Below are 25,777 nucleotides of genomic sequence, written 5' to 3' on the forward strand. Positions count from 1 at the left end.
ATACCTTTTTTTGCAAAATACACTAAAGTAAAACGTCATTGCGTGGAGGTTTACCTTTTCATGAAGTGGCGGTAAATACTATGGAAAGGATGAGCTGATGGAGCATATACATAATAAATTTAATCCTTATGCAGTTGCAAGAGAATCCGTCTACGCCAAAAAAGGAATGGTTGCCACAACCCAGCCTTTGGCAGCGGAAGCGGGATTGGAAATCATGAAAAAGGGAGGAAATGCTATTGATGCCGCTATCGCCACAGCTGCTTGTTTAACGGTAGTAGAGCCTACATCCAACGGAATTGGTGGAGATGCGTTTGCGCTCGTGTGGATAAACGGGGAATTACACGGATTAAATGGTAGCGGAAGATCCCCTGAGCATATTTCTATACAAGCGGTAAAAGAAAAAGGATATGATGCCATTCCGAAATTTGGGTGGGTTCCTGTTACAGTACCAGGTGTGCCAAAGGCGTGGGCAGCATTGTCCAAACGTTTTGGCAAGTTATCTTTAAAAGAAACACTGAAGCCTGCCATTGATTATGCCCGTGAAGGCTTTCCAATTTCGCCAATATTGGCCCGTTTTTGGAATAAAGCCTATCAGATGTATAAAAAAGAAGAGGGCTATGATTTTGCTGCCTGGTTTGAAACCTTTGCGCCCAATGGCAGAGCTCCGAAAGTAGGAGAGATTTGGAAATCCCCTGATCATGCCGCTACGTTAGAAAAGATTGCAGAAACGGATGCATTATCTTTTTATGAAGGAGAATTGGCTGAACAAATAGCTGCAGCATCTAAAGAAGCTGGTGGATTTTTAACGAAGACAGATCTGGAAAACTATGAAACAGAATGGGTAGATCCGGTAAAAGTGAATTACCGGGGCTATGATATTTGGGAGATTCCTCCGAATGGACAAGGGATCATTGCCCTTGAAGCACTGAATATTTTAAAAGGTTATGAGTTTACCACAAAGGAATCGGTGGATACATATCATAAACAAATGGAAGCAATGAAGCTGGCTTTTGAAGATGGAAAGCTGCATATAACAGAGGAACCCCAGATGCGTTATACAACGGAGCAGCTATTGAGTGAGCAATATGCTGATGAAAGAAGAGACCTGATAGGGGAGGAAGCAATTCTTCCGGAAGCAGGCGAACCGTTTGGTAGCGGAACGGTTTATTTAGCAACAGCAGATGAAGAAGGAAATATGGTTTCCTTTATCCAGAGTAATTATATGGGCTTTGGTTCAGGTGTTGTGATTCCCGGGACAGGCATTACGATGCAAAATCGCGGTTATGATTTTTCTATGGATGAAACACATGTCAATGTATTAGCAGGTGGGAAAAAGACATATCATACGATTATTCCCGGCTTTATCACAAAAGACAATCAAGCCATTGGTCCGTTTGGCGTAATGGGCGGCTTTATGCAGCCTCAGGGCCATATGCAAATAGTTATGAATACGATCGATTTTGGGCTTCATCCGCAGGCGGCTTTAGATGCCCCAAGATGGCAATGGATGAAGAAGAAAAAAATAGAGGTAGAGAATCGATTTTCATATACAATTGCTCAAGAATTACGACAAAAAGGGCATGATATACAAATACAGCTGGAGCCGAACAGCTTTGGACGCGGTCAGATAATTTGGCGTGATCCAGAAACAGGCGTGCTTTCCGGAGGGACTGAATCCCGGGCGGATGGGCATATTGCTGTATGGTGAATGAAAAATGGTGTAGAGAAGGGTTATATTCATGAAAAAGCAGTGGGATATTTTTATTGCTTTCTTTCGAGTAGGAATGCTGGGCTTTGGCGGCGGACCAGCCTCGATTCCATTAATGCGGAAGGAAGCTGTCGAAAAATATAAATGGATGGACGAGGATGAATTCATAGATATTTTATCCATCAGTAATACGCTGCCGGGACCGATCGCTACAAAATTGGCAGGCTATATCGGTTATCGGACTTCCGGCTGGATCGGGATGTTCAATGCATTGATCGCTTCTGTTATCCCAACAGTTATCCTGGTAATTATTTTATTAAGAACCTTATCCGAGTTTCGTGAATTTGATTGGATTAAAGGCATGACAGCAGCGGTTGTCGCTGTTGTTGGAATGATGATGGCTGTCCTTACCTGGCAATTTTTATATAAAGCGGGGAAAGGGCTTGGCTGGATACGTGCAATTCTCATGCTTGCAGTGGTATTTGTCGTTTTAAATTATTTGCATATCCATCCAGGTATTGTGATCGGGATTCTCTTAATTATCGCTTTTACACTCCCGGTGAAAGACAAGAAAAAAGAAGGTGAGCGCTCATGATTTTATGGGATATTTTTGTCGCTTTCTTTATACCGGGGATTCTTGGATATGGCGGCGGACCCGCTTCCATATCATTAGTAGAAAATGAAGTAGTGCGTAATTATGGATGGATGTCTGTCCAAGAATTTGCAGAAGTTCTCGCCTTTGCTAATTCACTGCCGGGACCAATTGCAACAAAAATGGCAGGGTATGTCGGCTATGAATTAGGCGGTATAGCCGGTTCGTTTGTAGGAATATTTGCCACCGTTGCTCCTTCATTAATTTTAATGATTTTATTAGGCAGTATTTTAGTGAAATATAAAAAGTCGGAACGTGTGCACAGGTTGACGGTATTTGTACAGCCTGTTATTGCTGTATTACTCGGTGTGATCGCCTGGAATTTCTGGACAGAAGCATATGTAAGCATTGGCTTGCTGCAGACTGCCCTTATCGTTATCATTAGTTTTTACCTGATAGAAATAAAGCAGATTCATCCGGCCTTTATCATTGCTGGAGCAATGTTATACGGAGGATTTTTCTTATAAACCACTTACAAAAACATATAATGGTGCGGAGAACAGGAAAGAGACATTTTGTCAGATGAAAAGGATTTTTTATCTGGCAGATGTCTCTTTTTTGCATGACAATATATGAAGCAAATGAATACCAACCCGCTTAAATCGGAAAGATACCAAAGCAAATATTATTTTGGCAACATCCCGGTGACAAAGTTACATTTTGATTAGGTTGTTTTCCCTGGATGACTCAGAATAAAATAAAAGTAACAATTCATGAAAAGGGGTTTGACAAATGTCAAAAGAAAATAACGGCATACGTGCAAAAGTACAAAAGTTTGGCAGTAACCTCAGCGGTATGATTATGCCCAATATTGGTGCTTTTATTGCTTGGGGACTGATTACAGCTTTCTTTATTCCAGATGGCTGGACTCCAAATGAAACGATGGCAACATTAGTAGATCCAATGATTACTTATTTATTGCCATTATTGATTGGTTTCACAGGAGGGCGTATGATCTATGATATACGCGGAGGTGTTGTTGGTGCTACCGCAACCATGGGTGTCATCGTCGGAGCCGAACAGCCGATGTTCATTGGAGCCATGATCATGGGTCCGTTAGGTGGTTACTTGATAAAGAAAATGGATGATTTATTCCGGGCGAAAATTCGTCAGGGCTTTGAAATGCTGTATAATAACTTCTCAGCAGGTATTTTGGCAGCTATCCTTGCAATGATTGCTGTAGCAGGAATCGGTCCAGTTGTTTCCAGCTTAACAAATATTTTAGCAGATGGCGTAGCAGCGATTATTAGCGCAGGTTTATTGCCATTAGCCAGTATTATTATTGAACCGGCGAAAGCTCTCTTTTTAAATAATGCGATTAATCATGGTATTTTAACCCCGCTAGGGTCAGAACAGGCACTGGAAACAGGAAAATCTATTCTATTCCTTGTTGAAGCTAATCCGGGACCGGGACTTGGAATTTTGTTAGCCTTCTCGATCTTTGGAAAAGGGGTATCAAAAGCATCTGCACCAGGCGCAGCAATTATTCAATTCTTAGGCGGTATTCATGAAATTTATTTCCCTTATATTCTTATGAAGCCTACAATGATTATTGCGGTGATTTTTGGAGGAATGTCCGGAATCTTCACCCTTCAATTATTTGATGCAGGACTTCATGCGGCAGCTTCACCGGGAAGCATTTTCCCAATACTTGCGTTAACCCCAGGAAATAGCTATGTGGGAGTTATCTTAAGTATAATTATAGCTACGGCAGTATCCTTTGCCATTGGTGCGTTTATCTTAAAAACTTCAAAAGACAGCGAAGAAGACCTTGCAGCTTCTACTAAAAAGATGGAAGAGATGAAAGGGAAGAAAAGCAGTGTCAGTAGTTCATTAACAGGAGAACAGGAAAATGATGTGTTAGAAACACCTGTGAAGGATAAAACAGAAGTAAATAAAATTATTTTTGCATGTGATGCTGGAATGGGCTCCAGTGCCATGGGAGCATCTCTGCTGAAAAATAAATTTAAGAAAAGCGACATTGCGATCGATGTAACAAATAAAGCAATCAATGAAATTCCAGATGATGCTGATATTATCATCACGCAAAAAACACTGACAGAACGGGCAAAAGCAAAACGTCCAGATGCTGAACATATTTCTGTAGATAATTTCTTAAACAGTCCGCGCTATGATGAATTGGTCGAACGCTTAAAAGACGAATCATAAGATAACAGCCTTCTCCTTAAAAGGATTTTTAAAACATTCTTTTAAGGGGAAGGCTACCTGTGGAAGGGAGGTGAATGGCAATGTATCTTACAAGTCGTGAACGAAATATCTTAACTTTTTTGCTGGCATCAGAGGATGATAAAACAGTAAAACAAGTAGCAGATAAACTGAACGTCAGTACAAGAACCATTCACCGAGAATTAAAGAAACTAGAGGATGTATTAGCAGCGTATCAACTGGATTTTTATAAAAAATCAGGTTCTGGTGTAGCCATTCGTGGAGATAGCCAGAAGAAACAGCAATTAAAAGAAAAGATTGCTCAATTAGATGGAGTAGAATTATCCAGAGAAGAAAGGCAATCGATTTTATTAAATACGTTAATCCAAGTGCGAGAACCAATTAAATTATTTACCTTGGCCAGTGAGCTGAATGTAACTATTGCCACCATCTCACAAGATCTGGATGGTATTGAGGAGCGTATCCAATCATTTGATTTACAGCTTGTCCGTAAAAAAGGATATGGCGTTGAAATCCAAGGTAATGAAGTAAAAAAACGGGCTGTATTAAGTAATTTAATTTCCCGGCATATTGATTTATTTGAGTTTGTGGAAAAGATTAAAACAAAAAATAAAGAAGAAAAAGCAAAGGGAGAAACGATTTCTGATCGATTATTAGGTCTTGTGGATCCACAGAAATTAGAAAGAATAGAGGAGCAGGTTCAGGAAATTGGAAAGGAGCTCCCTTATCATTTAGCTGACAGTGCCTATGTAGGTCTTGTAGTTCATTTAGCACTTGCTATGGAAAGGCTGCAAAAAGGAGATACCATTCACTTTGATAAAGCATATAAACAAGAAATTGAAGAGAAACAGGAGTATCAAATTGCAGATAAATTAATTGAAAATCTCAGACAAACATTTTCTATCGATATTCCAGAAGATGAGATTGGCTATATCACCATGCATTTAATGGGAGCAAAGCTTAGAGAAAATCAATCTTATCTATTGGAAGAGACAAGTATAGATTTGGCACATCGGGCAAAAGAACTGATTCGTAAAGTGGGAGATCAGCTGCATATCAATTTATCAGGGAATAATCGATTTTTAAATGATTTAACCACCCATTTAAAACCAGCTATTTATCGTATAAAACAGCATATGAATATTCATAATCCAATGCTTGCAGAAATTAAACAGGATTATTTCGAGCTATTTGAGGTAATAGAAGAGTGTATGGAAGCTGTTTTTCCTGATTTGCAGATCCCGGAGGAGGAAGTTGCTTATATTGTATTGCATTTTGCCGCCACACTTTTGCAAACAGAAAAGTCTAAAGATGTTCGAGTACTCGTCATTTGTTCAACAGGCATAGGGACATCGAAAATCCTGGCAAGCAAATTGGAGCGTAAATTTCCAGAAATAGAGATAGCAAAACATCAATCTATTTTTGACCTGAATCAAGAAGAGCTTTTAGAATATGATGTGATTGTATCTACTGTTCTTTTAGAAAATTTGAATCAGAGCTATGTGCATATATCTCCCATGCTGACAGAGGAGGAAGCGGCTAAAGTAAAAACAGCCATCAGAAAAGCTGCTCTGACAAGACCAAAATCATCCGTGAAAGCAAATAAAATTATGGAAGGCGATTTTCTTGAGAATTTGCAGGAAATGCATCGTTATTCAGAAGTGATTTTACAGGTTTTAAATCGATTTAAATTATTTTATTTAAAAGATAATAAAACAGACTTTCTAGCATCGATCTGTTATCAGTTACATCACCACGGCAGTATTGAGAATCCTGAAATATTGCTCGATAAATTTATAAAAAGAGAAGCCCAGGGTGGTTTGGGAATTCCCGGTTCATCACTTGCGCTATTTCATACAAGATCAGATACAATTAACGGGCCTGGCTTTTTTATTTTTCAGTTGGCGAATAAGGAAAAATTACAGGCGATGGATGCGACAAATATGGAAGTATCGCGTATTTTAATCATGCTTGCTCCAGCATCCATGCATGAAGCAGCGTTAGATGTTTTAAGTTATCTCAGTGGTTTGATTGTTCAGGATGATCACTATCTGCAATTGCTTCAAGAAGCAGATGAAAAAGAGATTGGACAGTTTTTAACAAAGCAATTTCAATTATTTATTCAGGAAAAATTTTATCATGGGGAGAAAAGTTGATAAGTTAACTTTTCTACTATGATAGAACAGTATAAGAAAAATTAAGAAACGTCGAAGTCAGCACATCTATGTGTTAGTAAACATCAGGCGAATACAAGTTTTTTTAAAGGAGTGCATAGAAATGGCAAAAGAAATTTTAAGCGCAGAAAATATTGAGTTAGGTGTACAATTCGAATCAAAGGAAGAAGCAATTCGTTATGTTGGCGGTATTTTATTAAATAATGGCTATGTTAAAGAGAATTATATTGATAAAATGCTGGAGCGTGAAGAGATTGCGACAACCTTTATGGGCAATGCATTAGCAATTCCTCATGGTACAGAAGATGCGAAAAAAGAAGTTTTAGAAACCGGACTTACTGTTGTTACCGTTCCAAATGGGGTTGATTTTGGTGATGGAAATATAGTGAAGCTGTTAGTTGGTATTGCTGGAAAAGGCGATGAACATTTAGAAATTTTATCACAAATTGCTATCATTTGTTCGGAAGAGGAAAATGTAGAAAAACTGACGGAAGCAGCATCGAAGGAGGAAATTATGACAATTCTTAATGAGGTGAATGCATAATGAAAGCAGTTCACTTTGGTGCCGGAAATATTGGCAGAGGCTTTATTGGGCTTTTACTGGATCAATCAGGGTATGAAGTTACCTTTGTAGATGTCAATGATGAGGTTATCCATGCCATCAATCAAGACAAGACGTATCAAGTCCATTTTGCTGATGATACAAGTAAGCCTGTCACGGTGGAACATATCGCTGGTATTAACAGCATAAAAGACCCTAAAGCTGTAACCAATGCGATTGTTGAAGCGGATATTGTCACAACAGCAGTTGGACCGAACATCCTGCCTGTCATCGCAAAACCCATTGCACAAGGTCTTGCAGAAAGAATTGATTTCCAGCGGAAGCCTCTTACAATCATTGCTTGCGAAAATATGATTGGCGGGAGCACATTATTAAAAGAATATGTCTATCAGGAAATCAGTGAGGCGGACCAGGAAGGTTTTGATGGTTTATTTGGTTTTCCGGATGCTGCAGTAGACCGGATTGTTCCGAATCAAACAAATGAAAATTTACTCGATGTCCGGGTTGAACCTTATTATGAATGGGTTGTAGAAAAGACATTTATTCAAGGCGAATTACCTGATATTAAAGGGATTACCTATGTTGAAGAACTCGGTCCGTATATTGAAAGAAAGCTATTCACCGTAAATACCGGGCATGCAGCTACGGCTTATTTAGGAAGTTATTATGGTTATGAAACAATTGACCAGGCATTACAAGATAATCGGATTCTGGAAACATTAAACGGCGTGTTACAAGAATCAGGACATGCTTTAATAGATGCCTATGGATTTGATAAAAAAGCGCATGAAGCGTATATTCAAAAAATCATCGGCCGCTTTCAAAACACACATATTTCTGATGAAGTAAACCGTGTTGCAAGGGGACCGATCCGTAAACTCAGCCCGAAAGACCGCTTTGTACGTCCGGCGGGTATGTATTTGGAATTTGCTTCGGTTGCTCCTGAATATTTACCCAAAGCAATGGCCGCTGCTTTATTGTTTCAAAATAAAAGCGATGAAGAAGCCGTGAAGCTACAAAGCATGATTCAAAAAAATGGGGCAGCAGATGCTTTTGCGGAAGTGAGCGGTCTGGAGAAAGATCATCCGATAACAACAGCAGTGCTTGCAGCGTATGAAAAAATGCGCTAAGTGAGACATTATTTAACGCATTATAAGCTTTAACTGAATAGAAATTCACTTTATATTATAGAAAAGCATGGAAAACTCTTCCATGCTTTTTCTGATATATAAGTTAATTCACCAAACCAAGCTTCTTTAATCCATTAAAAATACCTGAGTCCGTTACAGGAGTGGTTTGAAAATCAGCAAATTCAACCAATCTTGGATCTGCATTTCCCATTGCAATGCCGGTGCCAACAAACTTGAGCATTTCTCTGTCATTCAATCCGTCTCCAAAAGCAATGACTTCAGAAGGCGAAATATTCAAGTGATTTAGCATTTGCTCAATGGCTACTCCTTTATTGACAGAAGCACGAAGCACATCGTAAGATTCACTATCATGCGCTACATTTACTTTGGTCAGGTGGAAGTCATCGGTAACTTCAAAATCTTTTACTTGGTCTTCCGCAACATTAATAGCGGATGCAGCAATAATTTTATCCGCGACATCCATTGTAAATGGTTTATTTTGATATAGCTGGAATACCTCATTGAAACTCTCCACATGTGGATTTGTTAAAGAAGTGAAGTAATTATTCTCTGTTGTGTAAAGGACAAGTTCGCTTTCGCTTTGTCCGGTAACGGATATTAATTTTTCGACGTCTTCTTTTTTCATGGGTGCGTTAAAAATAACATCATCTTGGTAAAGGGCGTAGGCGCCATTATAGGTAATAGAGGATGTGATCCCAAAATCAGAGGTCAGTTTTTGAATATCCACGAATGGTCTGCCTGTACATAAAAAAACTTCTAAACCTGCTTCTTTTACTTGTCGAATTGCCTCTTGAGTGGACGGTGCGTAGGTGTGGTCCGGTTGCAAAATTGTTCCATCAATATCTAAAAAAAGTGCTCGATAGGTCATTCTGATCTCCTTTTCTTCTTCTACTTAAATCTACCGTCATTTTATCATAATGTTGAAAATAAGCCTAGTAGACAGCTTTTAGAAAGTATTAAAAAAAGAGAAGCCAATTTTATCGGCTTCTCGTTGCTAAACTGGGATTACAGTCGCTGATCATCTATCTTATCCAGCCAGTCTTCTATAAAGGAAACAGCAGCTTCCACCGTTCCTTCTTCAAAAGGAGATTTAAGATCAGCTGATTGAACAAGCTCTAAAAATGGTTTGGAACCGCCCAGTTTACATAGGTCAATATAATCCTGCCATGCTTTTTCCCGATTCTCTTGTGATTTTTTCAAGAATTGGAAAGCACAAATTTGTGCAAGTGTATAATCAATATAATAAAAAGGATCTTCATAAATATGCCCTTGTTTTTGCCAGAAAGCGCCTGATTCTAGACTCTCAATACCATCATAATCACGGTGCGGTAGGTATTTCTGTTCTAACTTGCGCCAAGCCTGATTACGCTCTTCTGGTGTCCAGTCTGGATTTTCATAAACAAGATGCTGGAATTCGTCTACTGCAACACCGTATGGCAGAAATTGAATCGCGTCCGATAGATGGGCATACTTATACTTTTCAACATCCTCTTTAAAGAAATTTTCCATCCATGGATAGGTAAAGAATTCCATGCTCATGGAGTGGATTTCTGCCGATTCACTTGTCGGATTGTAATATTCCGGTACGGAGAAATGACGGCTGGAATAATCCTGAAATGCATGTCCTGCTTCATGTGTCAACACATCAATATCTCCGGATGTCCCGTTAAAATTAGAGAAAATAAATGGAGACTGGTAATCTTCAATGTACGTACAATATCCGCCGCTTTCTTTTCCTTTTTTTGCTTCTAAGTCAAGTAGCTCACGGTCCAGCATAAATTGAAAGAATTCACTAGTTTCGGAGGATAATTCATCATACATTTTCTTCCCATTTTCAATAATCCAATCTGGATTGCCTTTTGGCGTTGCATTTCCAGAGGCAAATACAAAGGCTTCATCATAAATTTTTAAAGAATCAACACCGATTCGTTTTGCCTGTTTTTCATATAGCTTCGTGGCAATAGGCACAATCACTTCTTCTACTTGTTTACGGAAGCGTGCCACCATTTCTGCATTATAATCAACGCGCTGCATACGGAGATAGCCAACTTCGACAAAGTTTTTAAACCCGAGCTTTTCAGCTATTTGATGCCGTGTTTTTACTAAATCATCGTAAATAGAATCCAATTTTTCTTTATTCTCTGCAAAAAAGCTTTGCCGTGCTTCTAAAGCTTCTTTCCGTGTTTTTCGGTCTGAGTCCTCAGCAAAAGGTCCAAGCTGGGCCAATGTATAAGATTTGCCCCGGAAATCAATATCAGCAGATGCGATTAATTTAGAATAAGCAGATGTCAATTTATTTTCAGCTTGAAGCAAAGGAATAATTTCTTTAGAAAAAGCTTTTATTTCACATTCTGCTAAATCAAATAATTGAGAACCGTATTTCTCCCGCAGCTGTGTTTCAAATGGGGACTTCAGAAGCACTTTATAAAAAGCTGTTGTTAACTCCTGAATTTCCGGTGAATGCTCATCAAAAAAATCTCTTTCATTGTGATAAAATTCATCGCGTGTATCAATGGAAGCACGAATAAACACAAGGTTTTCCATTGTTGAAAGATGACTCCTGACCTTATTAATCGTTTCTATAGCGGCAACAGCCTGCTCCACCGAAGCGGCGTTTTGAAATTGCTCGAGCTTTTGATAGAAGTCTTCTTTTACTTTCGGAAGATCCGGGCGTTCATACGTATAATTTGAGAACGTTTGCATTTGTTTTCCTCCTTATTTTCAAATTGAAGAAATATATTTCAATAATAAGTATACCTCTATTTGGAAAAATTGTATGCTTTTTCTGATAGAAAAGCAATAGTGAATGAAATGTGTAATGGGAGAGACAATAAAATACTGCTCTATTTTCATGTTTAGCGGTATAGGGATGTGACTTATCGTATGATTATGTGCGAATTAATGGTGAATATACAACCTGATGAAGTTTTCTAATGAATTATCGCTGACAGGGGAGATGTATATTGACTTTCTGATTTTTCAATTGTAGACTAAAAGTAGTATAATTAAATCATGGCGGGGTGAGGAAATGGTAGAAGCGGTTATCACATTCGGAGCTATTTTAACAGCGATTACAGCACTTATTAGTATTTTTCTTGTTAAAATGACTTCCAAAGAATCCCATGCTGGTTACTATCCAAATCTATTTTTGGCACTTGTGGGAATTTTATTAATTCTTGTAGCATCAATCGCACCAAAAGTTGATTTTGCAGGAGCCGGATTTGGTGGAATCGGAATTGCTTGTATGTTTGCAGGAGCAATCGGATTCATTATATCAGCAGTTATGGACGCATACAAAAATGCAGCAGCATAAAAAATAAAAGCAATGCCTGTGAGAAAAACGCAGACATTGCTTTTATTTTTTTATAGGGAACCAACTAATCAATTTTAATAATTTGTTCATTTTCCTGTTTGATTTTCTCTTGTTTCAGTAAAGTCCCTACTGCACGTTTGAAGGCTGCTTTACTAATTTGAAAAGTTGCCCGGATTTCTTCCGGATCGCTTTTATCATGAAAAGGAATAACTCCATCATTTGCTTCTAAATGTTCTAAAATAGCTTCTGCATCTTCTGATAAACTTTCTTGTATTAATGGACGCAGGGATACATTAATAGAACCGTCTTCTTTGACAGCAATTACTCTGCCTTCAACGACCTGCCCAACGCGGGGTTCTTCTTTTCTCTCCGTTCGATGGATAAAGCCCCGGTAACCTTCACTTGTAATAATAGCTGCACCTTCTTTATTGGTATAATACACGGTACCAATAATGGTTTGCCGGTTTAAATTATCTGGTGCTGCGAAAACGTTATTTGCAATAATATTTTCTGAGGCAGGAACTCCCAACAAGCGTCCTTTCTTATCCAGCTGTAATGTGATATATAAACGATCTCCAGAGCGTGGCCAGCTTTCCTGGAATAAAGGCAGGGAATCTTTGGAGACAAGAATATCCTTGGAGGTACCGATGTTTACAAAAACACCCAAGCGGGGAACGACACCTACAACTTCCGCCCAATCATATAATCCGAGGGTAACAGAAGGTAAATATGTAGTCGCATTTACTTGTCCTTTTTTATTTAAATAGAGAAAAACGTCAACAGATTGTTCTACCTCTAAGACTGATTCTGTTTCATTATGATGAAGCAAAACTTCTTCTCCGTAAGCAGATAAAACATATCCGGTATCTATTTTCCGTAAAACGGTCATGGCAATAATGGACCCTATTGGTAAGTTTGTCGGCATATAGATGCTCCTTTCAAAACAGTTGAAATTTGGAAAAGGGATACTCTATTTAAAGAGTACCCCTTTATGATTAAAGTAACACGTGATATTAAAATTAATTTTCATAGAAGTTCAAAAAATTTCGGCTGATGCCTCTTTTTAAACTGATAGTTAGATGAGAAGAAATGAATTCTTTTCTCATTTGAGCTATATGGTCAGTTAGATATGCTGACCAACTATCCGTATAACGCATACGGAATTGTCCGCGGTAAATATTCTAAATTAATCTTTTCTAACTTAAGCAATGCAGCCCCAAACCTTCTGCTGCATCCTTGCGACCCCTTAGTCGCGCCAGTGTGAATAAGCATTTTCAAAAAGCTTCACAGAATGCCAAATCACAGCTGTTACTGTTAACTTCATCATTATGCACGCTTTCTTTTGATTTGTCAACTTTTAATACGAAAACGTTTTTTTTGGAAATCATTCTCAAATCCGGTTGACGCCATATGATACACTTGAATTAATTGATGAAAACGTGGAGAGGTACATATGTTATTATTTATTGAAGTTATTCTACCAATTATGGCTGTATTTGCAGCCGGATTTGTTTTGCAGCGTATTCGTGTACTGGATGTAAGGTCAGTTTCTGCAGTCTGTCTGTATATTCTTTCCCCAGCGCTTGTATTTGTAACGTTATATGATGCAGAATTCGATCAAGGATTTTTAGTTATTTTAATTTTTATGTTCGTATTGTTTTATATGATGGTATTTATCAATAAAATGTTAGCAAAAATCTTTCGCTGGGATGGAAATAAAGAGAGTGCCGCCATTCTTTCAACGGGCTTTATGAACTCTGGAAACTATGGTCTTCCGGTTGTTTTATACAGTGTTGGCAGTGCTGCGGTGCCATATGCCATTTTTATCATGGTCATTCAAGCATTGCAGAATAATTTCTTTGGTGTTTATTATGCATCAAGAAGTACGAGTGGGATGAAGCGGGCATTGAAAAATATAGTAAAAATGCCGACTACCTATGCTGCGATTTTTGCATTTTTCTTTTCATTACAATCGATTGCGATACCAGACTATATTCATTCTACATTAGAAATGGTAGGTAATGCAGCTATTCCGGTGATGATGGTGATGCTGGGAATGCAGTTAGGTTCGTTAACAGCTTTAAAAATTGATTGGCAGGTTGTTCTTTCTTCTGTGACCTTAAAGATGATTGCTGCTCCAATATTCACAGCAATTTTCGTATGGATCGTTCCAGTAGATCCGTTGATTGGTACGGTTTTAATAATTATTTCTGCGATGCCAACTGCTGCAACAACGACAATGTATGCTATTGAATTTGATACAGAACCAGAGCTTGTATCGACGATTACGTTTATTTCAACAGTGGTCAGTGTCGTTACAATTACGGTTTTATTGAATATTATTACTTAAAATGGTAGGAGGAAATTTATGATTAAAGGTGTTATATTTGATTTTGACGGTCTTATTTTAGATACAGAAACAGCATGGTATCATGCTTTTAAAAAAGTGCTTCAATCGCAATTTCAATTTGAATTGCCACTTGAAGAATTTGTGAAAAGTGTTGGATCAGATGACAAACAGTTTTATCCTTATTTGCAAAAGGAATTAGGAAATCAGTTGAATATAGCAGATATACAAAATCAAGCAGCAAATCTTCATACAGAATATATTAGAAATGAAAAAGCCAGAGAAGGTGTAAATGATTATCTTCAGGCTGCAAAGGAAGCAGGATTAGCAATTGCGCTGGCAACCAGCTCACACACCTCATGGGCAACATCGCACTTAAACAATTTAAATTTGCTTTCTTATTTTGATCATGTCGTGACGAAAGATATGGTAGATAGAGTTAAACCAGCTCCTGATCTATTTTTAAAAGCACTGGAAAAACTGGAATTGGAATCTCATGAAGCAGTTGTTTTTGAGGATTCTTTAAATGGGCTGATTGCTGCTCAGGAAATAAATATTCCTACAGTGATTGTTCCTAATCCAGTTACGGCTTCTTTACCTTTTGAAAATTATCATTTAAAACTAAATTCGATGGCGGATATGCCATTACAGGAAGTAATCAAAACTTTACATAAATAAGTTTTGCTGAAGTATGTAATCATAAAAATCACCGTATAGTACTGCTGTCTATACGGTGATTTTATATGTCTCAGGTCTAAAAGATTGCGTTAATGCAACATTTAACGTCCTAAGAGCCGCTAAATATATTCCAGCACCCTAAAACAATAAGAAATACTGCTGGTAAAAAGGATAGACGCTGTAAGATAGGTATTCTCCACAAATAACTTCCGAACATAATCCCGCTAAATAAAAAGATTCCGCTCATACCAGCTGTTAATAAAGCAGTAATTAATGGGGAATATCCAAGCATGGCTGCACCAATCCCCGCTCCAAATGCATCAAGCGCTAAAGCGAATCCTAATAGAATGGATTCATTAATAGAGATAATACCGGACTTATCTAAATCAGCTTCTTTAGGACGAGTGAGTACGGTTTTCATATTCTCAAATTTAACATTGGAGGAAGGCTGTTCTCCATTTTTTTCTTCTTCTGTTTCTCTTGAACGAAACATGGAAATAAGGGAGAAGAAGCCTAAAAAGATAAGAATACCCCCACCAAGCATGCTGGCTCCTTGAGGAGAGATGAAGGAACGCAAGAAATCGCCAACCTCCATAGAGAGAAAAACAATTAGCCCAGAACAAAACATGATGATAATTAAAGAGAGAAGAGGGACTTTAATTTTTCTCATTCCATAGGTGATACCTACACTAAATCCATCCAGACTTACTGCAATAACGAGTAAAAGCATACCTGTATATATCATCGGTAACATCCTCTTTCTATCAAGTACAAGTAAAAGCTTCTAAGAAGCATGAAGCCATGTCGTTTTCATAAATTTTGTGTACGATATTCTATGTTTTTAAGGGCGAAGTGTGCCTTTGCTGAACGTATTGGAAGGAAATATGTTAAAGTAGTAACAGACTAGAAATTGATAAAATGAGGGATATAAATGAGTAAGGCAGTGGTATTAGCAGAAAAGCCGTCTGTAGGCAGAGATATAGCAAGAGTCCTTGGATGCCATAAAAAAGGAAATGGCTACCAGGAAGGGAAACAGTATATTGTGACATGGGCGCTGGGACATTTAGTTACCCTGGCAGATCCTGAAACGTATGATCCTAAGTATAAAACGTGGAACATGGAAGATTTACCGATGCTTCCGGACCATTTGAAATTGGTTGTGATGAAGAAAACTGGCAAACAATTTCAAGCGGTGAAGCAGCAAATGACACGTCAAGATGTAAGTAATATTGTTATTGCTACCGATGCAGGAAGAGAAGGAGAGCTTGTTGCCAGGTGGATTATTGAAAAAGCTCGTGTGAAGAAGCCGGTTCAACGTCTATGGATTAGTTCCGTTACGGATAAAGCAATTAAAGATGGCTTTCGGAACTTGAAGCCTGGAAATCAATATTGGAATCTGTATCAATCTGCTGTAGCCCGTTCAGAAGCAGATTGGTATGTCGGTTTAAATGCGACAAGAGCATTAACTACGAAGCATAATGCTTCCTTATCCAGCGGCCGTGTGCAGACACCAACACTTGAAATGATTGCGATGAGGGAACAAGAAATTAATCAATTCAAGCCCAAAACCTATTATCAGCTTCAAGGAAAAACAAAAGGCGGGTTTGTAGTTACGTGGAAGGATAAAAATAATCAATCCCGTATTTTTTCGAAAGAAGCAGTGGATAAATTAAAAGCAAAAGTATCGAAGGAAAAAGCATATATCCAGCATGTGGATAAAAAACATAAGAAAAAACATGCGCCGACACTGTACGATCTAACCGATCTACAGCGGGATGCCAACCGGATTTATCAATTCTCCGGGAAACAAACCTTATCTGTTCTGCAAAAATTATATGAACAGCATAAGCTTGTTACTTATCCAAGAACAGATTCCAGACATTTATCAACGGATATGGTATCGACGTTAAAAGAACGTGTGAAAGCATGTGGTGTGGATGAATATGCGAAGGCAGCGAGTAAAATCGTGAAAGAGGATTTGCGAATCAGCAAAGCAATCGTGGATAACAGTAAAGTAACCGATCACCATGCGATTATCCCTACAGAAGAATCCGTAGACTATAGTGCGCTTTCTAATCAGGAGCGGAAAATCTATCAGTTAATTGTTCAGCGTTTCTTAGGTGCGCTCTCTAAACCATATGAATACGAGCAGACAAGTATTACCGTAGAAGCTGCTGGCGAAACCTTTGAGGCAAAAGGAAATAGAGTTGTAGCTCTAGGTTGGAAGGAAATTTACCAGCATCAAGCAGATGATGAAGAGGACATTCGTTCCAATGTTCCCCAAGTAACAAAAGGGGAGGAAATTGCGCTCACCTATACAATCAAGGAAGGGCAGACAACACCGCCGGAACGATTTACGGAAGGAAGCCTTCTGCAGGCTATGGAAAATCCAACCAAATACATGGAAACGAAAAAACAAGAGCTTGTAAAAACCATGAAGCAGACAGGTGGAATTGGTACAGTTGCGACGCGTGCGGATATTATTGAAAAGCTGTTCAATAATCAGTATATGGAGTTAAAAGGAAAATATATTTATCTGACATCAACAGGCAGACAGCTGTTAGAATTAGCGCCGGAAAAATTACGTTCTCCTATCTTAACAGCGGAATGGGAACAAAAATTGGCGCAAATTGCGGAAGGTAAGCTGAAGAAAGATGTCTTTTTAAAGGAAATCAAGACGTATACCAAACAGGCTGTTCAAGAAATTAAAGCAAGTGAAGAAAAATTCAAACATGACAATATGACAGGAACAAAATGCCCGAAATGCGGCAAGCTGATGCTGGAAGTAAAAAATAAGCACGGCAAAAAGCTCGTCTGTCAGGATCGCAGCTGCGGCGGCAAAAAGAATATCGCAAAATACACGAATGCCCGCTGCCCTAACTGTCACAAGCGTTTAGAACTCCGTGGCGAGGGAGAAGGGCAGATGTTTATGTGTTCCTGCGGTCATCGTGAAAAACTCTCTACCTTCCAGGCGAGAAAAGAAAAGGAAAAGAACCAAAAGGTATCCAAAAAAGATGTAAATAAATATATGAAAAAACAGGATGATTTTAAAAATAATGCACTTGCTGATGCACTGGCGAAATTAAAAGATAAATAAAAAACAGATTATCTAAAGTCCCCGTGAAAAATGGGGACTTTTTCTTGTGAAGATGCTTAGCAAAATGATGAGAAAAGATATATCAATCAAAGCTCTATATTTGCCATTGATTCCACAAGGTTTCAAGATCATTTGAACGGTGTTTAATGAAAATGGAACAACACGTTTTTGGCGAAACTGTGGTCATGATTTCAGCTGATGAAGGCAAAGGTTGTTTACTTGTACTCAAAAGGAATGTTTACAGGCATTTTAAGAATTTCTTACTAATACAATTACAGACATGAGGGAGGTAAATTCGGTTAAGAATGTACTGGGGATTTGTTCAATAGAATTATAGGTTCTTAGATGCTACAATTTATAGAAAGTATTATATATTTATTGTCTGATTGAAATATAATGTAAGCAATTACGATATTACCTTATTTAACTAACTTTCCTTTAATAAAACAAATTATGTTAAGTTTGGATCAATTAAAAGCACAAAAAGGAAGGGAGTATCTAATTCGATGATTTCTATTTTGATGAAAATTTTACTAAAGCCTCAACCCAAGATGAATTTTGATCCGGAAGAAATTGTAGTATACAATAAATTGATTTTCAAAATGCATCAAGGGCAATTAGATCCTAAAAGTATTCCTTTCCAAAAATATAGATTTTTGCAGTATTTAGCGCTGAAAGAAGATTTTGTTTTTCATGGGTCGAATAATACAAAGATAGAAATACTTGAGCCACGGGTACAAACACTATTTAATGGTAGGTCATCTAAAGTAGTCTTTGCAACAGCAGATCCTATTTGGTCAGCGTTTTATGCGGTTTTTGATAGAAGTAAGTTAATGGGCAGTTTTAGGAATGGTTGTTTGGTTTATAAAGGTAAGAAATATCACTATTACTCATTGAACAAGTCAACTATGGAAAAAAATCCATGGACACAAGGAATGATATATATATTCAAGAAAGACAAATTCACTTTAACAGATAATAGGAGAATTTATTTTGATGAATGGGTGTGTTATGATTCTGTTAAACCAGTGAGTCAACTAGAGGTCAGTGCAGAAGATTTTGATTACATAGATAAAGTAGCTACTCATAAAAATAACGAATCATTAATCAAAACATTGCTTTTGTATAAGATGAGAACTTTACGAGCAAGGTCGAGAACGGACATGGCAGATAAATAAAATAACTTAAGATATATATAATATTCTTAAAAGAATTAAAATGGAGAATGGCTAAATTTTTTAATGACTGGATAATTATTTACGGAATGGAACAATCAAATGAGAGGTAATACTCAGAAGGGATCTCACTAAGTGAATTGGCATTTGATTTAGTAAGTATGATAATGTTAAAAGTTCAAGGAAAAGACATAAGCATTTACTATAACAAGTGCAATTAAGCTGACGGAAGCCTACCTAAGGGGAAATCATGATGTTGGAGTTGATTGAATATGGTGAGAATATAAAATTAGATGCTTTTTGCTATATTTAAGTATTTAAGATAAGTAATCAAAAGATATATGTTTACATCACAAAAAATACAAATAAATAAAGGTGAAAGAGTTTACTTCATACATGAAAAGTCTTATCATTTAGGGTGAACCATGTTAATCATGTAAGGAGGGTATTCTTTCCATGGCTTTTGTTATTCTTGATCCATGCAGAGGTGAAAAAGCAGGAGAATGCGTCAGCGTTTGCCCTGTTGATTGTATAGAAGAAGGAATCAAGCAATTTTATATTGATCCTGATATTTGCATCGATTGCGGCGCGTGTAAAGCAGTTTGTCCTGTGTCTGCAATTGAAGAGGAGTATGACTTAACTCCAGATCAAGAGAAGTATTTAGAAGAAGCAGAAGAATTTTTTGCGAATAAATAAGTACTTTCCTATTGACCGGAGTACCTCATAGAAATAGCCTGCCTGCACTTAAGTGCAGGCAGGCTATTTCTATGAGGTATGGTCGTAAAAGAGTGCTGATCCTGCCAGCTACTCAGCGGTTTTTTACCCTACAAATTCAGTCCTCTAGCCAAACCATCAATTTAGCAAGAAAGTTCATATTTATTTATCAGTTGCGTCCTCTTGAACTTCCTCAGCCAGCTTACTGGCAATCCAGCGTTTTGCTGTTTCTTCGTCAATTTCATATTCTTTGCCGGCTCGTAATAAATCACCGTGATAAGCGGTTTGTACATTCATTTTTACTTTCATATGGATGCTCCTTCAAATAAATCATTTCCTTCCATGATAGCATAATGAAAATATAATTTGTTCTTCGATTTTTGATTGCTTGGTCTAAAGGAACCCCGTTGGAAGTAATGAAGCAGATAAATTACTTTATTGCTTCAAAATAAGAAAGTCCTTTGCTGATAATTCAACTTGTATACTATTATCTTTTGTTTTTAGCTCTTTTTGATTCCATAAATCCAAAACGTAATTAGAAGAAGTACAATCCAGCGATACTTTAACTGGTTGATTTGTTGGATTAATAAAAAAGTGAACCGAAGAATCTTTAACCGTCCTCACAAAATGAAAATAATTATCGTTTTTATCTGGTTGAATAATAGATAGATTTCCTTGAGTGAATGCATCTTCAGATAACCGCAATTCAATAAATTGTTTCACGAATTGTTTCAGCGAGGTATTTTGGTCTTTTTCATCCCAAACCATACATTTCCTGCACTCAGGATCTTCTCCTCCTGTCATACCGATTTCATCGCCATAATACACACAGGGTGTTCCAGGAAAAGAAAAAAGAAGCGCGTATAAGAGGCGAACCTTTTCGATATCATCGCCACATTCTGTAAGTACTCTTGGAGTATCATGGCTACCTAGTAAATTAAAGGCAACTTCATTACTATTTTCTGTATAAGAGGCATAGGATGCAGATAATCGATTAGCAAATTGGACCGTATCTATTTTCTCTTTTGCAATATAATCTAAACTTGCTAAAGTGAATGGGTAATTCATTACTGCATCAAACTGGTCACCTTCCAGCCATGGAAGTGCATCATGCCATATTTCTCCAAGAATATATAAATCAGGTTTAATAGATTTCACCTTTTTACGAAATGCTTTCCAGAAGGCATGATCAACTTCATTAGCTACATCTAAACGCCATCCGTCAATATCAAATTCTTTAATCCAATATGATGCAACGTCTAAGAAATAATCGCGGACTTCCGGATTCTCGGTGTTTAGTTTTGGCATCGACTCAACATATGCAAATGTATCATAATTAGGCGGATAGACGTCCTTCACCGGAAACTCATGCAAATGGAACCAATCTTTATATTTTGAGTTTTCCTGATTTTTCAGAACATCCTGGAAAGGTCCGAAATACAAACCGCTATGATTGAATACTGCATCCAGCATTACTTTGATTCCTCTTTTATGACACTCATCCACTAATTTTTTAAATGTTTTTTTGTCTCCAAATTGAGGGTCAATTTCCATATAATCAATGGTGTCATATTTATGATTCGAATATGCTTTAAAAATCGGAGTCAGGTAAATACCGTTGATACCGAGATCTGTTAAATAATCTAAATTGTTTAGAATTCCTTCAAAATCACCACCAAAAAAATTATCTAACGCAGGTGCTTCACTAGCCCAAGACAACACGTTTTTGGGATCATTTTTCTTATTTCCATTTGCAAATCGATCTGGGAAAATTTGATACCATACGGTTTCTTTCACCCAATCAGGCGTTTCAAAAATATCAACCGGATTAATAAATGGAAAACAGAAATAATAGGACATATCATCGGTTACGATTTCTGGATAAAATCCTTTTTCTGTATAAATAGACGTTTCTTTCTCATTACTTATTTCAAAACCATATCTTAAGCGCCGAGTCGGAACATCCAACTCAATAAACCAATAATCAAACAGGTCATCGGAAGCACTGATAGACATTGGCTCTTTCTTATAAATCCAGTTTTTTTGCTTCCAATCGTAGGGATCGCCGTAAATTAAATTTACTTTTTGGATATCCTTTTTCTTTGTCTTTAAACGAATATGAAGTGTTTCCTCTTTATAAGCATAAGCAAAATTCCCTTTTGGTCTGTGGTAAATAGCTTCTTTTAACATGGAACTCCTCCTTAAAAATAAATAAACCCCTGTTTTCTAATTCAGAAAACAGGGGTTGTTGTAATGACAAAGCATTGCCCTCAAATTGTAAGTTGAAAATTGTAATTAAATCTATTATTTGCAAAATAATGATCAGAAGTCAAGAGAAAAATAAAATAAAAGATAATATTTTTGTAAGCCCTTGCAAAAATAAAATAAATAGATTAGAATTAATTTTAAAGTTGTTGTGCAAACGTTTGCGCAAATAACAAAATAAAAAGAGGAGTTGGGGAATATGAGAGGGGAAGTACGTTTCTTTGCATTGATTTCTTTTTTATTTATTTTGATTTTAGGGGCATGTGCACCTGATAGAGAGGAACCGGGAGAAGATAGTGCAGATGGTGAAGTAGAGAAGCCGGAAGAATTAGTAATTTGGATGAATGACCAGGATGAACAAATGGATGCGATTAACGAGATTGTAGAGAAATATGAAGAACAGGAAGGTATTTCAGTTAGGGTGGAAGGACAACCAATGGTTGAACAATTACAACAATTATCACTAGCTGGGCCTGAAGGAAATGGACCTGATTTATTCTATCAACCTCATGATCAAATTGGAAATATTGTTGCACAAGGATTAGCGGAACCTCTTGATGTTACTGATGATGAATTAAATAGATATGTAGATGCAGCAGTAGATGCTGTTACTTACACTTATGATGATGAAACAGATATATATGGACTACCTGCTGTTATTGAAACATATGGTATTTTTTATAATACAAGCATTGTGGATGAAGCACCAGAAACAATGGAAGATGTTTTAGCGATCCTTGAAGAACATACAAATGCTTCGAATGATGAATATGGATTTCTAATGAGACCAAATGATTTTTATTTTGCTTATCCATTCCTGGTTAACTATGGTGGATATATATTTGGCGGGGAAGCTGGAGACTATGATGTCACAGATGTTGGTTTAGCGAATGACGGTGCCATTGAAGGTGGAGAATTTTATCAGGAATTTTTTGGATCTGGAAAAATTCCGGCAGGTACGAATGCAGATGTCATTGATGGCTTGTTTACAGAAGGAAAAATAGGAGCAGTTATAAATGGGCCTTGGAGTATTCCAGTTTATGAAGATGCTTTAGGTGATGATTTGGAATTTGCGCCTTTTCCACAAATAAATGATGAACCAAGTGCGACATTTGTAGGGGTTAAGTCATGGATGGTTTCTTATTATTCCGAGAATAAGGATTGGGCTCAAGATTTAGCCATGTTTATTACAAATGAAGAGAATCAGCAAACTTATTATGATATTGCAGGAGAATTACCTCCGAATGAAGAGGCTTTAAATAACATTGAAGATCCGATGTATGCAGACTTTGCTGAACAAATCGAATTTGGAGTTCCGATGCCAAGTTCTCCAGAAATGGCTCAAGTGTGGGAGCCGATGCAAAATGCATTACAATTTCTAGCTGAAGGCCAAGATGCTCAAGAAGTATTAGAAGAAGCTGTAGATCAAATTAATGCTAATATACAGTCTGCAGGTGGAGGAGAATAATTAAATGGAGGAGTTTATCTCCTCTTTTTGATTGACTCATATTAAATATTAAAGGAGGAGGAAGGTTGACTACTCCAGAAAAAAAGCCAAAAAAGAATTATCAAAAACACAACCCTACTACAGCTACTATACTATCTATCTTATTTGCAGGGTTGGGTCAGTTGTATAACCGCAGATACGTTAAAGGAAGTATCTTTATTGTTATTGAAGGAGCATTTTTATTCGCATTTTTAGACGCGATAAATTATGGACTTTGGGGCTTACGTACATTAGGTACTATTCCGGGAGTCGATCATTCGATCCGGTTACTCGTACTGGGTGTACTGGCTTTAATTGTTACAGTCATAGCTATTACGCTATATGTATTTAACGTGCTGGATGCAAGAAAACAAGCTAAAAAAATAAAGCAGGGATGGGTACCTTTAAGTTTTAAACAGGTTGTAAAAGAGGTTTATAATTATTCATTTCCTTATATTATTACGTTCCCTGGCCTATTCTTAATGATTTTTGTTGTTATATTTCCATTATTATTTTCTTTGCTATTAGCATTTACAAATTATGATTTATATCATTCACCTCCACGTAACTTAGTGGATTGGGTTGGTTTGGATAATTTCAAGAATTTATTTACCGTTCCGATTTGGCAAGAAACCTTTTTCAGTGTATTCGTATGGACCATTGTTTGGACGGTGGTTGCTACAACTTTACAGATTGCCTTAGGTTTCTTTCTAGCTGTCTTAGTAAATGACGAGAGGCTAAGGTTCAAGAAATTAATTCGAACGATTTTAATTTTACCATGGGCCGTACCGGCATTTGTGACGATTCTTGTTTTTGCTGCAATGTTTAACGATGATTTTGGAGCGATTAACCGAGATATTATTATTCCTTTGTTTGGAGGGGATGGAGTAGCTTGGCTAAGTGATCCACTCTATAGTCGTATAGCTATTATTATGGTACAAACATGGCTTGGATTTCCTTTTATTTTTGCACTGTTTACAGGGATCCTGCAAAGCATTTCAAAAGATTGGTATGAAGCGGCAGATATTGATGGGGCCTCACGAATTCAAAAGTTCAAAAATATTACGTTTCCCCATGTCATGTTTGCGACCGCACCACTACTAATCATGCAATACGCTCAAAACTTTAATAATTTTAATGTCATTTATTTATTTAATGAAGGTGGACCAGCTGTTCGAGGACAGAATGCTGGCGGTACAGATATTTTAATATCTTGGGTATATAAATTAACCTTCGATACAAATAATTATTCAATGGCAGCTGTTATTTCAATTATCATGGGATTAATTGTATCTGGATTTGCTTTTTATCAATTCCGCAGAACTAGATCCTTTAAAGAAGAAGGTGATATTTAATGAATTCGAGATTGAAATCTAAATTAGAAGTAGCTGCTATTTATCTTATATTGGCCGTTGTTGCTGTTGTTATTTTTTATCCACTTCTTTGGACAATTGGTATGTCACTGAATCAGGGGACAAGTCTATATTCTTCCAGTATTATTCCGGATAATTTTTCGTTGGAGCATTATCAATGGCTATTCAGTCCAGAAAGTGATTATCTGTTATGGTATAAAAATTCATTAATTGTTGCTTTTGCCAATGCTATTGGAAGTGTTGTTTTGACAGCTTTTGTTGCTTATGCTTTTTCAAGGTTTAAATTTGTAGGACGTAAAAATGGACTATACATCTTTTTACTTTTACAAATGTTCCCTGTAATGATGGCGATGGTAGCACTATACATCTTCTTAAATATGATTGGATTATTAGATTCTTTAACAGGTTTAATATTAATTTATTTAGGAGGACAAATTCCATTTAATGCCTGGCTTGTGAAAGGGTATTTTGATACGATTCCAAAAGAGCTGGATGAAGCAGCTAAAATTGATGGAGCAGGACCAATTAGAATCTTTTGGAGTGTTCTTTTACCATTAGCAAAACCAATTCTGGCAGTGGTTGCTTTATTTAATTTTATGGCTCCATTATTTGATTTCTTACTTCCTTCTATTGTGTTATCCAGTGAAGAGAATTACACATTGGCTGTAGGGTTGTACAATTTTATTAATGATCAGTTTGCTAATAATTTCACTAGATTTGCAGCAGGCTCTGTATTAATTGCTGTACCAATTGCAACAATTTATTTATTCCTGCAAAGATTCTTAATTTCTGGTTTAGCTTCTGGTGGTACAAAAGGCTAAAATGTTGTATGCTACTTTAAATAGTTCAATGAAAGAACTCATAAGCACGATAGAAGATATAAGAAACTTACACC

Annotated in this window: 22 protein-coding genes; 16 read left to right on the forward strand and 6 right to left on the reverse strand. The window is 37.1% G+C overall.

Annotated features, from left to right (window positions below; translation table 11 throughout):
• Positions 1-97: 97 nt before the first annotated feature.
• From ggt to BN986_RS06155, 7 genes are all read left to right on the forward strand, one after another.
• A complete protein-coding gene (ggt, locus tag BN986_RS06125) occupies positions 98-1,708 on the forward strand; it encodes a gamma-glutamyltransferase (protein ID WP_040978759.1) in 1,611 nt (536 codons plus the stop codon).
• A 31-nt stretch (positions 1,709-1,739) separates the two neighbouring features.
• Positions 1,740-2,303, forward strand: coding sequence for a chromate transporter (locus BN986_RS06130; RefSeq protein ID WP_040978760.1), 564 nt, complete (start codon positions 1,740-1,742; stop codon positions 2,301-2,303).
• Positions 2,300-2,827 (forward strand): chromate transporter, encoded by a 528-nt coding sequence (locus BN986_RS06135; protein ID WP_040978761.1) that lies wholly within the window; start codon positions 2,300-2,302, stop codon positions 2,825-2,827. The genes BN986_RS06130 and BN986_RS06135 overlap by 4 nt, the downstream gene beginning before the upstream one ends.
• A gap of 265 nt (positions 2,828-3,092) precedes the next feature.
• Positions 3,093-4,529: a PTS mannitol transporter subunit IIBC gene (locus BN986_RS06140; RefSeq protein ID WP_040978762.1), complete on the forward strand. Its 1,437-nt coding sequence runs from the start codon at positions 3,093-3,095 to the stop codon at positions 4,527-4,529.
• An 80-nt stretch (positions 4,530-4,609) separates the two neighbouring features.
• Positions 4,610-6,703, forward strand: coding sequence for a BglG family transcription antiterminator (locus tag BN986_RS06145; protein ID WP_040978763.1), 2,094 nt, complete (start codon positions 4,610-4,612; stop codon positions 6,701-6,703).
• Between the two features lie 121 nt (positions 6,704-6,824).
• Positions 6,825-7,265 (forward strand): PTS mannitol transporter subunit IIA, encoded by a 441-nt coding sequence (locus tag BN986_RS06150; RefSeq protein ID WP_040978764.1) that lies wholly within the window; start codon positions 6,825-6,827, stop codon positions 7,263-7,265.
• The gene (locus BN986_RS06155) at positions 7,265-8,413 is read left to right on the forward strand and encodes a mannitol-1-phosphate 5-dehydrogenase (protein WP_040978765.1); all 1,149 of its coding nucleotides are present in this window, start codon (positions 7,265-7,267) and stop codon (positions 8,411-8,413) included. The genes BN986_RS06150 and BN986_RS06155 overlap by 1 nt, the downstream gene beginning before the upstream one ends.
• 103 nt (positions 8,414-8,516) lie before the next feature.
• Here the strand turns inward: BN986_RS06155 and BN986_RS06160 are convergent, their stop codons facing one another.
• Both BN986_RS06160 and BN986_RS06165 read right to left on the reverse strand, forming a co-directional pair.
• On the reverse strand, positions 8,517-9,302 hold the full coding sequence (locus tag BN986_RS06160; RefSeq protein ID WP_040978766.1) for an HAD family hydrolase: 786 nt from the start codon (positions 9,300-9,302) through the stop codon (positions 8,517-8,519).
• 137 nt (positions 9,303-9,439) lie between these two features.
• Positions 9,440-11,137, reverse strand: a complete 1,698-nt coding sequence (locus tag BN986_RS06165; protein WP_040978767.1) for a M3 family oligoendopeptidase — start codon at positions 11,135-11,137, stop codon at positions 9,440-9,442.
• Positions 11,138-11,462: 325 nt separating this feature from the next.
• On the opposite strand from BN986_RS06165, the gene BN986_RS06170 reads away from it, so the two are divergent.
• Complete coding sequence (locus tag BN986_RS06170) at positions 11,463-11,747, forward strand: hypothetical protein (RefSeq protein WP_040978768.1); 285 nt, start codon at positions 11,463-11,465, stop codon at positions 11,745-11,747.
• Between the two features lie 64 nt (positions 11,748-11,811).
• On the opposite strand, the gene BN986_RS06175 is transcribed toward BN986_RS06170, so the two are convergent.
• Positions 11,812-12,672 carry a CvfB family protein gene (locus tag BN986_RS06175; RefSeq protein ID WP_040978770.1) on the reverse strand — a complete coding sequence of 287 codons (861 nt, stop codon included), beginning with the start codon at positions 12,670-12,672 and terminating at the stop codon, positions 11,812-11,814.
• 528 nt (positions 12,673-13,200) lie between these two features.
• Between BN986_RS06175 and BN986_RS06180 the strand changes: the two genes are divergently transcribed.
• Together BN986_RS06180 and BN986_RS06185 are read left to right on the forward strand one after the other, a co-directional pair.
• The gene (locus tag BN986_RS06180; RefSeq protein WP_040978771.1) at positions 13,201-14,097 is read left to right on the forward strand and encodes an AEC family transporter; all 897 of its coding nucleotides are present in this window, start codon (positions 13,201-13,203) and stop codon (positions 14,095-14,097) included.
• Positions 14,098-14,115: 18 nt separating this feature from the next.
• On the forward strand, positions 14,116-14,772 hold the full coding sequence (locus tag BN986_RS06185) for an HAD family hydrolase (RefSeq protein ID WP_040978772.1): 657 nt from the start codon (positions 14,116-14,118) through the stop codon (positions 14,770-14,772).
• A 109-nt stretch (positions 14,773-14,881) separates the two neighbouring features.
• Here the strand turns inward: BN986_RS06185 and ytaF are convergent, their stop codons facing one another.
• Positions 14,882-15,517, reverse strand: coding sequence for a sporulation membrane protein YtaF (ytaF, locus tag BN986_RS06190; RefSeq protein ID WP_040978774.1), 636 nt, complete (start codon positions 15,515-15,517; stop codon positions 14,882-14,884).
• A gap of 186 nt (positions 15,518-15,703) precedes the next feature.
• On the opposite strand from ytaF, the gene BN986_RS06195 reads away from it, so the two are divergent.
• The 3 genes from BN986_RS06195 to BN986_RS06205 all read left to right on the forward strand — a co-directional run bounded on the left by BN986_RS06195 (position 15,704) and on the right by BN986_RS06205 (position 19,740).
• Positions 15,704-17,869, forward strand: coding sequence for a DNA topoisomerase III (locus tag BN986_RS06195; protein ID WP_040978776.1), 2,166 nt, complete (start codon positions 15,704-15,706; stop codon positions 17,867-17,869).
• Positions 17,870-18,375: 506 nt separating this feature from the next.
• Positions 18,376-19,047, forward strand: coding sequence for a hypothetical protein (locus BN986_RS06200; RefSeq protein ID WP_040978778.1), 672 nt, complete (start codon positions 18,376-18,378; stop codon positions 19,045-19,047).
• A gap of 453 nt (positions 19,048-19,500) precedes the next feature.
• Entirely contained in the window at positions 19,501-19,740 is a 240-nt protein-coding gene (locus BN986_RS06205; RefSeq protein WP_040978779.1) for an indolepyruvate ferredoxin oxidoreductase subunit alpha, read from the forward strand.
• 180 nt (positions 19,741-19,920) lie between these two features.
• Here BN986_RS06205 and BN986_RS27320 read toward each other — a convergent pair whose 3' ends face one another.
• Together BN986_RS27320 and BN986_RS06210 are read right to left on the reverse strand one after the other, a co-directional pair.
• The gene (locus BN986_RS27320; protein WP_187378524.1) at positions 19,921-20,067 is read right to left on the reverse strand and encodes a hypothetical protein; all 147 of its coding nucleotides are present in this window, start codon (positions 20,065-20,067) and stop codon (positions 19,921-19,923) included.
• 126 nt (positions 20,068-20,193) lie between these two features.
• Entirely contained in the window at positions 20,194-21,948 is a 1,755-nt protein-coding gene (locus tag BN986_RS06210; protein WP_040978780.1) for a glycoside hydrolase family 13 protein, read from the reverse strand.
• Positions 21,949-22,222: 274 nt separating this feature from the next.
• Between BN986_RS06210 and BN986_RS06215 the strand changes: the two genes are divergently transcribed.
• The 3 genes from BN986_RS06215 to BN986_RS06225 all read left to right on the forward strand — a co-directional run bounded on the left by BN986_RS06215 (position 22,223) and on the right by BN986_RS06225 (position 25,703).
• On the forward strand, positions 22,223-23,491 hold the full coding sequence (locus BN986_RS06215; RefSeq protein ID WP_040978781.1) for a sugar ABC transporter substrate-binding protein: 1,269 nt from the start codon (positions 22,223-22,225) through the stop codon (positions 23,489-23,491).
• 65 nt (positions 23,492-23,556) lie between these two features.
• The gene (locus tag BN986_RS06220) at positions 23,557-24,864 is read left to right on the forward strand and encodes a sugar ABC transporter permease (RefSeq protein ID WP_040978782.1); all 1,308 of its coding nucleotides are present in this window, start codon (positions 23,557-23,559) and stop codon (positions 24,862-24,864) included.
• Positions 24,864-25,703 (forward strand): sugar ABC transporter permease, encoded by an 840-nt coding sequence (locus tag BN986_RS06225; RefSeq protein ID WP_040978783.1) that lies wholly within the window; start codon positions 24,864-24,866, stop codon positions 25,701-25,703. The genes BN986_RS06220 and BN986_RS06225 overlap by 1 nt, the downstream gene beginning before the upstream one ends.
• The last annotated feature ends 74 nt before the right edge of the window (positions 25,704-25,777 follow it).

The sequence above is a fragment of the Oceanobacillus jeddahensis genome (assembly GCF_000750635.1).
GTDB classification, from domain to species: domain Bacteria; phylum Bacillota; class Bacilli; order Bacillales; family Amphibacillaceae; genus Oceanobacillus; species Oceanobacillus jeddahense.

Bases quoted from the DNA above. Each gene is read 5' to 3' on its own strand.
- ggt (WP_040978759.1), top strand. From the start codon at position 98: ATGGAGCATATACATAATAAATTTAATCCTTATGCAGTTGCAAGAGAA.
- BN986_RS06130 (WP_040978760.1), top strand. From the start codon at position 1,740: ATGAAAAAGCAGTGGGATATTTTTATTGCTTTCTTTCGAGTAGGAATG.
- BN986_RS06135 (WP_040978761.1), top strand. From the start codon at position 2,300: ATGATTTTATGGGATATTTTTGTCGCTTTCTTTATACCGGGGATTCTT.
- BN986_RS06140 (WP_040978762.1), top strand. From the start codon at position 3,093: ATGTCAAAAGAAAATAACGGCATACGTGCAAAAGTACAAAAGTTTGGC.
- BN986_RS06145 (WP_040978763.1), top strand. From the start codon at position 4,610: ATGTATCTTACAAGTCGTGAACGAAATATCTTAACTTTTTTGCTGGCA.
- BN986_RS06150 (WP_040978764.1), top strand. From the start codon at position 6,825: ATGGCAAAAGAAATTTTAAGCGCAGAAAATATTGAGTTAGGTGTACAA.
- BN986_RS06155 (WP_040978765.1), top strand. From the start codon at position 7,265: ATGAAAGCAGTTCACTTTGGTGCCGGAAATATTGGCAGAGGCTTTATT.
- BN986_RS06160 (WP_040978766.1), bottom strand. From the start codon at position 9,302: ATGACCTATCGAGCACTTTTTTTAGATATTGATGGAACAATTTTGCAA.
- BN986_RS06165 (WP_040978767.1), bottom strand. From the start codon at position 11,137: ATGCAAACGTTCTCAAATTATACGTATGAACGCCCGGATCTTCCGAAA.
- BN986_RS06170 (WP_040978768.1), top strand. From the start codon at position 11,463: ATGGTAGAAGCGGTTATCACATTCGGAGCTATTTTAACAGCGATTACA.
- BN986_RS06175 (WP_040978770.1), bottom strand. From the start codon at position 12,672: ATGCCGACAAACTTACCAATAGGGTCCATTATTGCCATGACCGTTTTA.
- BN986_RS06180 (WP_040978771.1), top strand. From the start codon at position 13,201: ATGTTATTATTTATTGAAGTTATTCTACCAATTATGGCTGTATTTGCA.
- BN986_RS06185 (WP_040978772.1), top strand. From the start codon at position 14,116: ATGATTAAAGGTGTTATATTTGATTTTGACGGTCTTATTTTAGATACA.
- ytaF (WP_040978774.1), bottom strand. From the start codon at position 15,517: ATGATATATACAGGTATGCTTTTACTCGTTATTGCAGTAAGTCTGGAT.
- BN986_RS06195 (WP_040978776.1), top strand. From the start codon at position 15,704: ATGAGTAAGGCAGTGGTATTAGCAGAAAAGCCGTCTGTAGGCAGAGAT.
- BN986_RS06200 (WP_040978778.1), top strand. From the start codon at position 18,376: ATGATTTCTATTTTGATGAAAATTTTACTAAAGCCTCAACCCAAGATG.
- BN986_RS06205 (WP_040978779.1), top strand. From the start codon at position 19,501: ATGGCTTTTGTTATTCTTGATCCATGCAGAGGTGAAAAAGCAGGAGAA.
- BN986_RS27320 (WP_187378524.1), bottom strand. From the start codon at position 20,067: ATGAAAGTAAAAATGAATGTACAAACCGCTTATCACGGTGATTTATTA.
- BN986_RS06210 (WP_040978780.1), bottom strand. From the start codon at position 21,948: ATGTTAAAAGAAGCTATTTACCACAGACCAAAAGGGAATTTTGCTTAT.
- BN986_RS06215 (WP_040978781.1), top strand. From the start codon at position 22,223: ATGAGAGGGGAAGTACGTTTCTTTGCATTGATTTCTTTTTTATTTATT.
- BN986_RS06225 (WP_040978783.1), top strand. From the start codon at position 24,864: ATGAATTCGAGATTGAAATCTAAATTAGAAGTAGCTGCTATTTATCTT.